The organism is Carnobacterium iners, from assembly GCF_900177385.1.
Classification (GTDB): Bacteria; Bacillota; Bacilli; order Lactobacillales; family Carnobacteriaceae; genus Carnobacterium_A; species Carnobacterium_A iners.
Map to the genome: position 1 here is coordinate 2,064,043 of NZ_FXBJ01000002.1, position 14,951 is coordinate 2,078,993.

Here is a 14,951-nt window from a genome sequence, read left to right on the forward strand (position 1 = left end):
AACAGAAATTCTGTTGTTATTTTGTTTCACGATGTAAAGTAACAACACGTTCGCGAGGGCAATATTTTTTAAATTCTACACGATCCGGATTATTACGTTTGTTTTTCTTTGAGATGTAATTACGTTCTTTACATTCTGTACATTCCAATGTGATATTTACACGCATGATTTTCCCTCCAAGCAATAAACAATAGTTGAAGTTACATTTCGTAAACTTCTGACTTAAATATCATAGCATTTTTTTTTGAAACATGCTAGTATTTTTTTAAAAGATGTAAAGTTTTTTTACTTTACGTCATTAAAATTTGTTAATAAAATTATTTTTTTAACAACCTACTTTTATAAAGTGAAATATGTTAAAATTATATCAAAGTTTAAATAAAAGAGGTGAAAATAGTGGATTTATGGATAATAGTTATTATCTTGCTAGTCATTGCCGTTGCTTTAATTGGATGGTCTTTTTATAAAAAAGATAATGGCGAAGCAATAAAAGAGGAGTTTGAAGAACTTTCTCTACAATTATTACAAGATATTTACGGATTAAAAAACCGCATTTCTATTCTTGAAAAAGAGTTAAATATTCATACGGAAGAAAAGACTACATCAGTGAAAATTCACGATGTTCTTAAAAAGCACGTTATCACTCTTTATACACAAGGAGTTTCTACCGAAGATATTGCAAATCAAACAAGATTATCTAAAGCAACTATTAATGTTGTCATAGATGAATACATTGATGAAAAATAAAAATAAGGAAAAGGAGTTTTTATATGAGTAAACCAGCATTACGTTTTTTAGCACTTGGTTTCTTAATTTCCGCTATTGTTCTTTCAGGGTATCGCTCTTTTATATACGAATCCCAGTCAACTACTAAAGACTCAGTTGCTATTGAGACAACAAAACCAAATGAGGAAGAAGAATTATTATATAAAGAGAAATACGAAAAGTTATTAGCCGAAACAGAAGTTGCTGAGCTTACTAAAGAAAACGCAGCGAGCTCTGCTGCTGTTGAATCGGAAGAAAAACCAGTAGAGAAACCAGTAGAAAAACCAGCAAAACCTGTTGTGACAAAAGCGACTATTGTTGTAAATGATGGCGATCCAGGTAGTATTGCAGTAGAACAAGTTAAAAATCAAGGCATCATTAAAGATTCTACCGAATTCGAAAATTTTCTTGAACAAAATGATTATATTTCATTTATTAGACCAGGTAGCTATGAGCTTACTAGTGAAATGAATTATGAACAAATTGCCAATGTTTTAATGGGACGTTAAAAAAACTAACTCGTCTAGCCTATCACTGGGCTAAACGAGTTAGTTTTTTTATTCCTCTGCTACGTCTTTTGAATCTAAATTTTTGTAAGCTCCTACTCTGAAATAAGCATCTAAAACTTGCCGTGCAATAACAGTGTTTTCTCTACTCGTATTAAGTAAAGGTAGATAAGGAACCACTACTGTAACAGCAATCTCAGGATTATCAAAAGGCGCGTATCCAATAAAAGTCCGATTTTCAACCTTTGATCCTTTGCTGCTTTCAATTGGCCCATCATAAGGAGCTTCAGCTGTTCCGGTTTTACCACCAGCTACGTATTCTGCACCAACAAATGCTGTTCTAGCTGAACCATTAGCTCCATTTACTACTTGATACATTCCTTCTTGGGCACGACTAAACTCTGTTTTTCCAACATTAACAGTATTCAAGATGTTAGACTCTAATTGAGTCTCTATAGCACCCAGATTTCCTTTTTCATCTGTTCCTCTTATTTCGTCGACAATTCTTGGTGCAATACGTTTTCCACCATTAGCAATAGTAGAAACATATTGATTCATTTGAATGGGAGTATACGTATCGTATTGACCAAAGGAGAAGAAGAGCGGTTGCACACCGGTAATATCTTCACCTACAAATCCTATTCCTTCATTTGGCAAATCAATTCCTGTTTTAAGCCCTAAGCCAAATTGTCCATAATATCCTCTTAATTTTTTAATTACTTCGTCTCCGTCGATTTTTAAATTTAATCCTGGAATGTAAGAAAATTGTCCGCCCATGCGCATCGCAATTTTAGACATATAAACATTTGATGAGCGTTCTATTGCAGTAATATCATTTAAAGCTATACTTCCACCTCTGTTAAAAACAGAGCTGATTGTGTTACTACCTGGAAATTTTAATGGTTCATCAACAAGTGTGTTGTCATTAAGTGTTAGTGCTCCATCCATATATCCAGCCAATACCGTTGCAGGTTTAACAGTAGAGCCCATTACATAGGCTGTATTAATAGTGCCTAGAGCATGATCTTCTATATCACCTGTTTTTGGATTTACTTTTTGTCCTGTCATAGCCATAATTTCACCTGTATTAGGATCAGATGCAATGACGTATACTCTATCATTTAGACCTTGCCGATTTTGTGCAAGAGACTGATAGGCAATATCTTCAACTATTTTTTGGAAGTTCATATCTATAGTTAAAACAAGATTGTCACCCTTTTTTCCGACATAACTTTGAACAGAGTTAACAATATCACCTTTTTGATTAGTTTCTGTAGCAGCTTTAGATTTTGATCCACTAAGGACTTGTTCGTATTCTAATTCTAAGTCGCTACTACCTACACGATCATTTCTAGCATATCCTTTCGCAAGATAAGTAGCTACTTTATTTTCTGGTAAACCTTTTGATTCAGTTGTAACACTTCCCAAAATACTCTCTAACATGTTGCCTTGGGGATAAGTTCTGACCCAATCCGTTCCTGTATCTACTCCTGGTAAGCTTAACAAGTTTTCACTGACCTTAGCTACTTCTTCATCGGTTACATTTTCACTTTTAATATTGATAGTGGATAACGCATAGGCTCCATTCATTCTTTTAAAAATAGCCGCAGCTTCTTTTTCTTCATCTGTAAACTGAATATCCTCATTCGTTACGTAGCTAATTTGCTTTTGATAAAACTCTGATCCGGTTGAAGCTAATTCCTTTTTTGATAAGCGATTGTTTAGTTTTGCTTCATTTAGTGCAATCCAAAAATCTTGTAAATCTCTTTTAGATAAATCGAATTTTTCGTCTATTTCTAATTGTGTTGTATGCGGCATTGCTATATACTTAGCTACTTTTTTTGCTAAGCTTGCCATTTCTTTTGCAGATACTCCCTTGCCTCTTGTATAAGTTATTGCCTGCAATGGATTATTTCCTACTAATTTACGATACTGACTATCGTAAATTTCTCCGCGAGGAACGGTTCCTGTTGCTAGTGTTGTTTCTGTCCGTTGCACTTGCGTTTCAAATTCTTCTCCTTGTACAATTTGCAAATAGCCCAGACGTAAAATAAGAGCCGCAAATAACAAAAAAACAGTGAAAAATAACAAGTTCAAACGAAATGGAATATGTGACTTTTTCTTATTGCTTTTCTTTTTATTCGATTTCAATATGACACCTTCCTATCCGACTTAACTTTATCTATTGTAACAAATTGTATCAAAATTAACCATTGAATGACTAAAATTTTAATCATTCCTTAGTAATTTATGCTATTCTATTAGTTAGACAACTACGTATTATTACGACTTATTTTAATGGGGTGATTATATTGCAACTTTCAATTAAAAATTTTTTACAGTACCAGTGGCCTTTACTATTAGCTTTTTTTGTTCCCTGTATTATTCTATCTGTAATTTATATTGTACAAGGTGTTTATCCTTTTGGAAACAGTTCTCTGATGACTGTAGATTTAGGTCAACAATACGTTGATTTCTTTTCGTATTATCGACAGACTTTTTATGAAGATCCTTCCAGTTTTTTTTATTCTTTTTCAAAATCAATAGGAGGAGATATGGTAGGACTATGGGCTTATTATTTAACTAGTCCATTTAATTTTATTTTTTTAATTTTCCCACAAAACCAAATTTCTTTGGCCATTACCTGCTTAACTATTCTAAAAATTAGTCTAACTGGCTTAAGTTTTGGTTGGTTATTAAAAAAATCATTCAATGGACATGGCTTTATTTTAGCCGCTTTCTCTATTAGTTATGCTTTGATGGGCTACACGATTGTCAATCAATTAAATATTATGTGGCTTGATGGACTTATTTTTTTACCCCTCATTGCATACGGTATTGAAGTCTTACTCTCAGAAAAAAAAGGTCTCCTTTATTCTCTTTTTTTAGCACTAGCTTTATTCTCTAATTATTATATCGCTTATATGATTTGTCTTTTTTTAATTGGCTATTTTTTCTTTCGTTTATTGGGCATGTCTTATGATTCTAACCTGTCGCTTATGAAAAAAATCAAACTAAATCTATCTTCTGTTTTATTATTTTTTTGGCATTCCCTACTTGGAGCTGGTTTAAGTGCTTTTTTACTTTTACCTACTTTTTTTTCTCTTCTAGAAAGTAAAGCTAGTTACACAAAATTATTATTTGATTGGGAAACTTCCTTTCCTTTTCATGAAATGTTATCTAAATTAATGATTGGAGCATTTAACTTCGAACAAATGCCTTCAGGATATCCAAATATTTTTATAGGTAGCCTAGCTTTATTATCTTTTTGCTTTTATTTTTTTAATCAATCTTTTCCTTTACGTGAAAGATTTTTCGGTTTAATTTTAACGCTCTTTTTCATTGTTTCGATGAATCTAAAAGCCTTTAATATTGTCTGGCATGCTTTGCAGTATCCAATTTGGTATCCTTATCGCTTTTCTTTTGTTGTTTGTTTTTTTATGATTCTAAATGGATTTAGAAGTTTTATGAAAATGGAGGGGTTAAGACCTCTTGAAACTTTTTTCAGTGTGATTTTACTTGCAATAATTGGAATAAACGTTTATCAAAATGACTATGATTTTATCGAACCAATTCAAATTATAATAACAATTGTATTTAGCTTACTCATTATTTTTATGCTTATTATAAAATCACAAGCTTATAAGTGGCTTCTTTTTTTATTTTTTTTAGTAACGATTGTTGAAATGGGAACAAATGCTCAAATAAATTTATCACGTTTAAGTTACGTTAAGCAAAATTCTTTTTCAACTTATCAACACCTATTAAATACTGATATTTCAAGTATCGAAGATAGAGATACTGGTTTTTATAGAATCGAAAAAACATTTTCTAGATCAAAAAATGACAGCTTTCAAACTAACTACCCAAGTGTTTCCCATTTTAGTTCTACTTTTGAAAAAGAAATGCCCAAGTTTTTTGGCCAACTTGGATTACCTGTTGGTGATGGTTTTGTCTCATACTCAAATGGAACCTTACTTACGGATTCGTTTCTGGGAATTAAATACTACATTAGCGAACAAAATGAACTTTATCGTAACTCTCTGAACGAAACGAACTTATTAAATAAGCTACCGTTATCAGAAGAAAAAAAACAAAACAAACTAATTAACCCCGATTTTCAGCTTTCTTTAATTCAGACTAAACCTGACTTACGTGCCTATCTACCTTTCAAAGAGTCTGATAAAACAGTTATATACGAAAACCCTTATGCACTTCCAATTTTATTTGGTAGCGATAGAAATATCTTAACCGTTGAACCACCTAATAATAGACCTATTCAATTTCAAGAAACAATCATGCGTTCCTTAGCTGGACTTCCTAATAAGACTAGTCTATTTATTCCGGCTGATTTTGATACAATTGTTTACCAAAATATTGCTGTAACTCAATCTTTTAAAAATCAGTCTTATGTAAAACAAATTTTTAATGAAGAGGCATCTGTCACTTTTCAATTTAAGCCTAAAACAAACGATTCTTATTATTTAACGTTAGACCCAAATATTAAGGAGGAGGATGTGACATTCTATCTAAATGGGATACCCTATACTCAGTATCCTACTTACCGTGATGTTTTAGTTTTAAATTTAGCACATCTAAATAAAGATGATACCATTACATTTAAAATTGCTTTAAAAAAATCAAGACTTTCTTTAAATAATTTTGATTTGTACCGGCTAGATCAAGATATTTTTTCTTCTATCATTAAAAAACTTCAAAAAAATAATTTAACTATTAAAAATCAAAGTAATACGTTAATACAAGGCACAATTACAATCCAACCGGATCAAGAACTTCTTTTTACTTCTATTCCCTATAGTAAAGGCTGGTCTGCTTCGATAGATGGAGTGCCTGTCGAGACTAAAAAAGCTTTAAATAGTTTGTTAGTCGTACCAATAAAACCAGGAATACATTCAGTAAGCTTAAAATATCAACCTCCTTGGTTAAAAGAAGGTGTTATTTTAACATTTATTGTAGCAGGCATATTAGCTATTTCACATCTTCTAGAAATTAAAATTAACAATAAATGCGATTGCAATGATTAATGGACAAATGATTAAGGCACCTAAACTATCTTCTAACCTTTCTCCTAGTGATTTTGAATCATTAGAAGAAGAAAGTTATTATACTGGAGTAATTTTTAAAGATTGCACACTTACAGGTAGTTCTTTTTGAAAAAGTTTGTTTTAAAAATGTATCTTTTTTAAATATTCATTTTAAAAATTGTGTTTTTTATCAATTAGAATTAATTAATATCTATTTTGATAATTGCGATATTAGTAATACTGAAATGATTGAGTCAATTATTCAGCGTACTCATTTTTCAAATACTAAGTTATTTGGTACAAATTTCGCCGAATCCTCATTGATGGATGTGTTGTTTTCAGGATGTTTTGCTAACTATAGTTCTTTTAGTATTAGCTCTTTAAAACAAGTACGTTTTAAAGAGACGATTTTAATTAAAAATGATTTTTATGAATTAAAATGGAAGAACCTTTATTTCAATCACTGTGAATTAAATGGAATAAGTTTAATGCAAACAAATTTAAACGCGTTAGATTTAAGTTTTTCTACTTTTGAAAAGGTAGGCATTTCCCTTGATTTACTAAAAGGGCTTACTCTAAGTAGTATACAAACCTTAGTTATCGCAAATACTTTAGGTAGAAAGATAAAACAAAAAACCCAAGAAATGACTAGTCATTTCTTGGGTTTTTCTTATTCCTTACTTTGCTGCCGCATAATTTTTTGCTGCTTCATCCCAGTTGACTACATTCCAAAAAGCTTTGATGTAATCTGGACGAACGTTTTTATAATTTAAATAATAAGCGTGTTCCCATACATCCAATCCTAAAATTGGTGTTTTTCCTTCTGTTAATGGTGAGTCTTGATTAGGAGTAGACATAATAGCTAACTTATCTCCATCTAATACTAGCCATGCCCAACCAGAACCAAAACGTCCTGCTCCTGAAGCGGCAAATTCTTCTTTAAATTTATCTAAGCTACCAAAAGTTGTTTCAATAGCCACTTTCAAATCGCCAGTTGGCTCACTGCTACCATTTGGCGTAAGGATAGTCCAAAAGAAGCTATGATTAACATGTCCACCACCGTTATTACGAACAGCTGTACGGATGGCTTCAGGTACAGTATCTAAACTAGAAATTAATTCTTCAATTGTTTTTCCTGCTAATTCAGGATAATTCTCAATTGCTTTATTTAAGTTTGTTAAATAAGCATTGTGATGCTTGTCGTGGTGCAAGTGCATTGTTTCCTCATCGATAGTTGGTACTAGTGCATCGTAAGCATAAGGTAGTTCTGGTAATTCATAAGCCATAATTAAATTCCTCCACGTTTGTTTATTATTTTTGTGTAGCTCCTACCTTCTAAATGTAACACCTTTCATAAAAAAACTCAAAATCTTTGCCTGTATTTAAAATAAAAAGTTTATTTTTTCTTTCTATAGCAGATCATATTTAGACCAAACATTGAGTTTTCTACTAGAAAAGCTTACAATAACAAAGAACGATTTTATCATAGTAATAGGAGTGATTGATATTCAACTTTTTAATTTAATGAAAGCCTCTTTTCTTAATCCAGAAAAATTAAGCGCTGTACGTAGCTTGAGTAAGAAAAAAATAATACTGTATCTGATATTCCTTTCGTTTATAACAGCTATTCCTACTTGGATTCAGGGAAATAAATTAATCGCTGATTTTAAAAAAGATGGCCAAAAGATTGCCGAACAATTGCCCTCTTTTAAAATAGAAGATGATAAGTTAGTAACTGAAGAAGGTACTAAAAGCTTTATTTATCAGACAGATTCAATTATTTTTACTTTCGATCCTACAGGAGAACAGACACCAGAAGATGTCAAAAAAAATACTATTGGGACAACAGTAGGACTAGCCTTACTTAAAGAGGGTTTTTATCTTAGTGCACCAGGCTATCCAGGTGATATATCTTATTCTAAAATGAACGGTTTAGATAATATTTTTTTTAAAGACTTATTTTTAGGGATGAAAAGAGTAAGTATTCTAATTTTTATTTTCTCATTTATCTTAATTTGGCTAGTTAGTTTATTAATCGTAATTATTTACAATTTACTTTATACCGTTTTTGCTAATTTAGTCTCTACCTTCAGTCGTCGTTCTCTTCGTTTTTCTGACAATTGGAAAATTGTTTTGTTCGCTTCAACTTTACCTACTGTTTTCTTTGCTGTATTAAATAGTTTTCAACTAACTCCTTATTTGCAGCTAGAAGCAACATTGGCTGTAACAATTTATTTCTACTATTTAGCTATTAAGAAGATACCAAAAGAAAAAATAATTAAAAAATAACTAAAAAGCCGCTCACATAATAAAAATGTGAGCGGCTTTTTTAAAATTATTTAGTTTTATTACTTGCTTTATTTGCTTTTTTAATTGTATTAGCTTGCGTACGACGCTCTGTACGACGTTTTTTCACATTACTTGCTTTAATAACTCGACCCATTTTTTTCTTGTATCCAGGTTTAATCGTCTTTTTAGCTTTTTTCAACATTCCTCTCGTTTCACCATCAAGAGATTCTGTTTTTTTCTTTTCACGCTGAGCACGGCGCTTACGATCGAAAGTATCTACGATTTCTCCATGTTTAATACTTTTAGGCTCAAAAGTGATACCCATTTTTTCGATATCAATAACTAAATTTTCTTCATTTGGTGAATACAAAGTTATGGCTGTTCCTTTTAAGTCTTTACGACCCGTACGACCTACCCTATGAATGAAGAAGTCTAAATCACGAGGGATTTCAGCATTAATGACATGAGAAACACCATCTATATCAATGCCTCGAGCAGCTAAGTCGGTTGCAACAACAAATTGGTACTCTAAGTTTTGGACTTGTTTCATCACACGTCTTCTTTCACGTGGTGGGATATCTCCATGTATTTTCGCTACTTTTATTCCTCTTGATTTTAATCCATCTGCTATTTCATCTACTTTTACTTTTGTATTAGCAAATATCATCACTAAATACGGTTGTCCAATTGTTAGTAATTCGTAAATAACATCAATTCTTTCGCGTCCTTTAGTAGATATAAGCCAGTTTTCAATGTTTGTAGATATGATATCTTTCGGTTGGATTTGCTCATATAGAGGATTCTCCATATATTTCTTCAAGAAAGGTTTTAGCTTATTTGGGATAGTTGCTGAGAAAATTAACATTTGCAATTCTGTTGGTAATTTACTAGCAATTTTATCAATGTCTTCTAAGAATCCCATGTCTAATGTCATATCTGCTTCGTCTATTACTAAAACAGGTGCTGTATAGATTAATAGCGCTTTTTCATTCATCAAATCTAAAATTCTACCTGGTGTTCCAATAACAATATGTGGTTGCTTCCCTGCTAATTTAGCTATTTGACGTTTTTTATCTGTACCGCCAACATAAGTTTGAATATTAATTTTTTCTGGTGCATTTTCCACTAATTGTAAAGCAGCTTTAGATATTTGTTCAGCTAATTCTCTACTTGGTGTAGTAATTACAACTTGAACTTCTTTTTTAGCAGGATCAATGCCATCAATTAAAGGCAACAAAAAGGTATGTGTTTTACCTGAACCCGTTTGGGATTGTCCAATAACACTTTTCCCTTTTTTTATGGCTGGAATAAGTTTTTCTTGCACTTCTGTAGGCTGTGTAAAGCCTATTTCGTTAATTGCTTCTATTAAAAATGTTTGAATATTAAATCTTTCAAATGTATGTTCCATCTATTCGTACGCCTCTTTTCTATCGATACTCTTTTGCATCTGTTATATTATAACATAATTCCACTTGCTCCGTTAATGAATTATTGATTTTTTAATGATCCTATTATATTCTGGATAACTAGTTCGTTCACTTTATTATTGATTAGTTAGTTTTTTAAAAGTTATTTTTTGCTTTTCTTTCCTCATCTTCCTTTAAATAAATAAACAAGAAAAATTGATTCCTCTATCATATACTTGTATAATACAGTAGATAATCCTTTTTAAGGAAAATATTAAAGACTAGTATATATCGATTGAAGGAGTGGTTACAGTACATGAATACAGAAAAGAAAGCTCTCTTTACCATATTTGGTGGAACAGGAGATTTAGCAAAAAGGAAATTATATCCTTCTCTTTATCGATTATATAAAAAAGGGTACCTTAAAAAACAATTTGCGGTTATCGGTACAGCAAGAAGAGAATGGACAGATGATTTCTATCGTGAAATCGTTATTGATTCTATTCGAGATATTACTGATTCACCTGAGCATGCACTAAAATTTGCAAGTCATTTTTACTATCAATCTCATAATGTAACAGATGTAAATCATTACGATACATTAAAGAAGCTATCTAATAAATTAGATGAAGAATACCAATTAAATGGCAATCGCTTATTTTACTTGGCAATGTCTCCTAATTTCTTTGGTATCATCTCACAAAATTTAAAAGATAGAGACCTAATAACAACTTGCGGCTTTAATCGACTGATTATTGAAAAACCCTTTGGACATGATTTTGAAAGTGCTCTAAAACTCAACAATCAAATTAGAGCTTCTTTTGAAGAAAATCAAATCTATCGTATCGATCATTATTTAGGTAAAGAAATGGTTCAAAATATTTCAGCTGTGAGATTTGGAAACTACATAATTGAATCCATGTGGAACAGTCGTTACATTGATAATATCCAAATTACGCTTAGTGAATCTCTTGGTGTTGAAGAACGAGGCGGGTATTACGACACAAGCGGTGCATTGAGAGATATGTTGCAAAATCATATTTTACAAATTATTTCTTTATTAGCAATGGAGCCTCCCACTCGCTTAGAAGACAAAGAAATACGAACTGAAAAAATTAAAGCCTTAAGAGCTGTTCGACTATTTGAACCAAATGAAGTAACAGGTCATATGGTTAGAGGTCAATATGGTCCTAGTCTTGATGATAGTAGTGAAAACTTAAACGGGTATCGTGAAGAAATAAATGTGGCACCCGACTCTCAAACAGAAACATTTGTTGCTGGAAAAATCCTAATTGATAACTTTAGATGGATGGATGTTCCTTTCTACTTTAGAACTGGAAAACGTCTAGCTAAAAAAGGGACTCAAATCGATATCGAATTTAAAAATGTTCCTTTAAATTTATTTGATAACAACGATGAACCTTTACCTGCTAACATTCTTACTATTTATATTCAACCAACAGAAGGTTTTTCTTTAGAATTAAATACTAAAAAGATAGGGCTTGGTTTAGAAACCGAAACTTTGAAGTTAGAACACAAACATTCTGCTGAAACAACTGCAAATAGTCCTGAAGCCTATGAAAAACTTATTTTAGATTGTTTAAATGGTGATTCAACTAACTTCACTCATTGGGATGAAGTAGCAACATCTTGGAAATTCGTTGATGTTATTCGTGAACATTGGGATAATGAAACAGTAAACTTTCCTAATTATGCCAGCGGTTCTATGGGACCAACGGCTAGTGAACAATTATTAATTACAGATGGATTCAAGTGGCACTGGTGCCCTAATGAAAAGTAACGTGTTTATTTAATTTAAAAAAACTAGATGAAAAAAGATTTGGCATTTTAAAATGCCAAATCTTTTTTCATTCCGTTGGTTTAATTGAAGTTACCCTGAGACGTTCTTGATTGTCTGGATTTCCACCATAACGAGTTTCTGTATTTAATAAAGCGATTCTATCCATATCTTCTTGGGTCAAAGAAAAATCAAAGAGTTCGCTATTTTCTTTAATTCGATTTCTATGAATCGATTTAGGGATAATCACCTCACCACGTTCTAGATGCCAACGTAAAACCACTTGTGCTGGTGTTTTAAAATATTTTTGCTCTATTTTAGCTAAAATAGAGTGATTCAATAAGTCAGATTTTCCTTGGCCTAATGGTCCCCAAGCTTCATGGATGATCCCATTTTCTTTCATATAATCATGTAATTCATTTTGTGGAAACTCCGGATGAGTTTCTATTTGATTAACCATTGGTTGCACTAATCCTGCATTTTTTAATTCTTCTAAATGATGAATTTGAAAATTTGAAACACCAATAACTTTAATTTTTCCAGCTTCATATAATTCAATCATTGCTCGCCATGTATCTATAAATTTTTCTGCAGGCCAATGAATTAGGTATAAGTCTAAATAATCTGTCTCTAATTTATCTAGCGATTCTTGAAAAGCTCTTTTTGTTTCTTCATATCCTTAATCATAATTCCAAACTTTTGATGTTAAAAAAACTTCTTCACGTGACAGACCTGATTCTTTTAATCCTCTAGCCACATACTCTTCGTTCTCATATATTTTAGCTGTATCAAAATGACGGTAACCAAATTCAACAGCTGACTTAATTGCGTCAATTAACTCACTCTCATCTTTCATTAAAAAGACGCCCAATCCTAATTTGGGGATTTCAACTCCATTGTAGCATTTGTAACTATCTAGTAGTCCCTGATTCATTTTTAACCAGCTCCTTTGATTGTGCTTACCCACTCGTCATAGCAGGATGAAATCTTTTATTACAAGTCAGATGAATCTAAAAATTCTTGTGAAATAAAAAATATTTTTAACTCTCGGCGCAACTGTTCGATTGTACCCGTTTGATCGCTTTCAAAAGTTAGAACTAGTAAAGGCTCATGTAAACTCATTCTCAATAACAGCCAGCCTGAACCGTAAATACCTTTTGTGTTTACTCTTACACCTTCTAAATTATTGGGTTCAATCACTAAATCAGGCACCTGTTCAATAAATTCTCTGAATTTCCCCATTGTATCTAGCCCGTTTTCTCGAATTGGTTTAGTCAGAATCCGAAAACGGACTTCATCCGTTTCTATTGGTTGTTTTAACGTTCTAATTAAACTACCAATTTTTTCATTTTCTTTACGCAATCGTGCGTCGGTAATTAATATTTTAGCAACCAAGTAAGCACCGTCATCTAAAAAATAATTTTCTTCAAGTGCCGCATGTCCACTTGTTTCTATGGCTAATGAAGTTTGAATTCCTTCTTGGTTTAATTTCAATGCCTGATTAATAACATTGCGATATCCAGTTAGATAGCGATTTTGATGGCCGCCTTGTTCTTCTATAAATATTTTTAAATGTTCTGACGTTGCAGAATTTGTCACAATTGTTGTCCCAGGATTCTCAGCTATCAGAATAGCAGAGATAACTGCAATTAAGTTATTTCGATTTAATGTCACACCCTTATGATCGACTAATGCTGACCTATCTACATCTGTATCAAAAATAATGCCTAAATCAGCTTGATTTTCTAAGACGGCCTTTTGGATACTAGCCATCGCTTCTTTATTATCTGGATTTGGGATATGATTTGGAAACGTTCCGTCTGGATCCAGAAATTGACTACCTGTAATGTTGGCACCTAATTTTTCTAAGACTTCTTTTGCAAAAAATCCTCCAGCACCATTTCCAGCATCTACAATAATATGTCTACCTACTAAAGGTTTTTCATAATTTTCTACATCATTAATCCCTTTTTTTATTTTACTTCTTAAATCAGCTGCATAGACGTTTAATAGATCCGCCTTCTTTACTTCACCTTTATTTCCTGGATAAGTTGGTTTTTCCAAATTTATATTTGCTAAAATAAATTCAATATCCTCATGTTCTGCTCCGCCGTCTTTTGTAAAAAACTTTAAGCCGTTGTATTCATAAGGTAAGTGACTTGCTGTAATCATAATCGCAGCATCACAGTCAAATTCTTGGTATTGTGTGGACATAAACATGGCTGGTGTTGTAGCTAGACCAACGTCAATAACATCGACACCCAAATTAGTTAACGTTTTTATGATAACTTCTTGAATTCTCTTAGCAGACAATCGACTATCGTACCCAATAGCAACTTTGATAGTCGTTAGTGAGTTAGTCAGTTTTTTGTATTCTTTTAGCCACGTCAATAAGCCAATACTAATCTTTTCAATTCGATTATTTGTTAAAGTTAGTTCATTGTTTTTTGTTTGAATAGCAATTCCTCTAATATCAGATCCATTTTGTAAATCTGCTAAATGAAACTCAGATAATTTTGTCATAACGAACCTCCATTTTATGCATTTATCCATTTGTGTAAATAATCATACATTTTAACTGCATCTTCTTCATTTTTAGAAATAATGATGCAAGTATCGTTCCCAGCAATCGTTCCTACTTTTTCAGGAAAATCAATCGCATCCATTAACGCTCCGATAACATGAGCATTGCCTGGAATAGTCATTAGAATCGTTAGAAATTGCACACGAGTCAATTTTATAGTAACTTCACCTAATGTTGACTGTAATTTTTCTTCCGTTGACATTTTATTGTTTTGGAAAAGAGCGTACTTTACATTCCCGCTTGAAGTCGTTGTTTTCACTAAATGCATCTCTTTAATATCACGTGAAATTGTTGCTTGTGTTGCTTCTACTCCTTCTTCCTTTAAGTAGTGCAATAGCTCTTCTTGTGTACTAACATCGTAGTTATTAATAATTTGTTTTATGGCTAGTTGTCTATTAGATTTTTTCATACTACAAGACCTCCTCATAATTACACTATTTATCCGTATTATACCAAACAAAATATGAATACGCTTAGATTTATTAAATTCTTTGCAAAATAATGAATAAAAATTCTTTTTAAAAATGAATGGAATTTATCTAGATACTTTGCTATACT

General features: G+C 32.0%; 12 protein-coding genes and 1 pseudogene. 6 read left to right on the plus strand and 7 right to left on the minus strand.

Annotated features, from left to right (window positions below; genetic code table 11):
- Positions 1 to 16: 16 nt before the first annotated feature.
- Complete coding sequence (rpmG, locus tag B9Y54_RS09855; protein ID WP_034536796.1) at positions 17 to 166, minus strand: 50S ribosomal protein L33; 150 nt, start codon at positions 164 to 166, stop codon at positions 17 to 19.
- A 230-nt stretch (positions 167 to 396) separates the two neighbouring features.
- Here rpmG and B9Y54_RS09860 point away from each other — a divergent pair, with 230 nt between their 5' ends.
- On the plus strand, positions 397 to 747 hold the full coding sequence (locus B9Y54_RS09860; RefSeq protein ID WP_085560088.1) for a hypothetical protein: 351 nt from the start codon (positions 397 to 399) through the stop codon (positions 745 to 747).
- A 23-nt stretch (positions 748 to 770) separates the two neighbouring features.
- A complete protein-coding gene (locus B9Y54_RS09865) occupies positions 771 to 1,274 on the plus strand; it encodes an MltG/YceG/YrrL family protein (protein ID WP_085560089.1) in 504 nt (167 codons plus the stop codon).
- Between the two features lie 48 nt (positions 1,275 to 1,322).
- Here B9Y54_RS09865 and B9Y54_RS09870 read toward each other — a convergent pair whose 3' ends face one another.
- Positions 1,323 to 3,422, minus strand: coding sequence for a peptidoglycan D,D-transpeptidase FtsI family protein (locus tag B9Y54_RS09870; protein WP_085560090.1), 2,100 nt, complete (start codon positions 3,420 to 3,422; stop codon positions 1,323 to 1,325).
- A gap of 152 nt (positions 3,423 to 3,574) precedes the next feature.
- Between B9Y54_RS09870 and B9Y54_RS09875 the strand changes: the two genes are divergently transcribed.
- Together B9Y54_RS09875 and B9Y54_RS13210 are read left to right on the plus strand one after the other, a co-directional pair.
- The gene (locus B9Y54_RS09875) at positions 3,575 to 6,316 is read left to right on the plus strand and encodes a YfhO family protein (RefSeq protein WP_234987895.1); all 2,742 of its coding nucleotides are present in this window, start codon (positions 3,575 to 3,577) and stop codon (positions 6,314 to 6,316) included.
- 230 nt (positions 6,317 to 6,546) lie between these two features.
- Entirely contained in the window at positions 6,547 to 7,089 is a 543-nt protein-coding gene (locus B9Y54_RS13210) for a pentapeptide repeat-containing protein (RefSeq protein ID WP_420836100.1), read from the plus strand.
- Here B9Y54_RS13210 and B9Y54_RS09885 read toward each other — a convergent pair.
- Complete coding sequence (locus B9Y54_RS09885) at positions 6,994 to 7,602, minus strand: superoxide dismutase (RefSeq protein WP_085560093.1); 609 nt, start codon at positions 7,600 to 7,602, stop codon at positions 6,994 to 6,996. The two genes, B9Y54_RS13210 and B9Y54_RS09885, sit on opposite strands and share 96 nt — an antisense overlap.
- Before the next feature lie 211 nt (positions 7,603 to 7,813).
- On the opposite strand from B9Y54_RS09885, the gene B9Y54_RS09890 reads away from it, so the two are divergent.
- Entirely contained in the window at positions 7,814 to 8,605 is a 792-nt protein-coding gene (locus B9Y54_RS09890; protein ID WP_143062487.1) for a DUF1189 domain-containing protein, read from the plus strand.
- 46 nt (positions 8,606 to 8,651) lie between these two features.
- Here B9Y54_RS09890 and B9Y54_RS09895 read toward each other — a convergent pair whose 3' ends face one another.
- The gene (locus B9Y54_RS09895) at positions 8,652 to 10,013 is read right to left on the minus strand and encodes a DEAD/DEAH box helicase (RefSeq protein WP_085560095.1); all 1,362 of its coding nucleotides are present in this window, start codon (positions 10,011 to 10,013) and stop codon (positions 8,652 to 8,654) included.
- 314 nt (positions 10,014 to 10,327) lie between these two features.
- On the opposite strand from B9Y54_RS09895, the gene zwf reads away from it, so the two are divergent.
- A complete protein-coding gene (gene zwf, locus B9Y54_RS09900; RefSeq protein ID WP_085560096.1) occupies positions 10,328 to 11,812 on the plus strand; it encodes a glucose-6-phosphate dehydrogenase in 1,485 nt (494 codons plus the stop codon).
- A 67-nt stretch (positions 11,813 to 11,879) separates the two neighbouring features.
- Here the strand turns inward: zwf and B9Y54_RS09905 are convergent.
- From B9Y54_RS09905 to argR, 3 genes and pseudogenes are all read right to left on the minus strand, one after another.
- Positions 11,880 to 12,743: pseudogene (locus B9Y54_RS09905) on the minus strand (aldo/keto reductase).
- 59 nt (positions 12,744 to 12,802) lie between these two features.
- Positions 12,803 to 14,332: a phosphohexomutase domain-containing protein gene (locus tag B9Y54_RS09910; protein WP_085560097.1), complete on the minus strand. Its 1,530-nt coding sequence runs from the start codon at positions 14,330 to 14,332 to the stop codon at positions 12,803 to 12,805.
- Positions 14,333 to 14,346: 14 nt separating this feature from the next.
- Positions 14,347 to 14,802 (minus strand): arginine repressor, encoded by a 456-nt coding sequence (gene argR, locus B9Y54_RS09915; RefSeq protein ID WP_085560098.1) that lies wholly within the window; start codon positions 14,800 to 14,802, stop codon positions 14,347 to 14,349.
- Between the last annotated feature and the right edge of the window lie 149 nt (positions 14,803 to 14,951).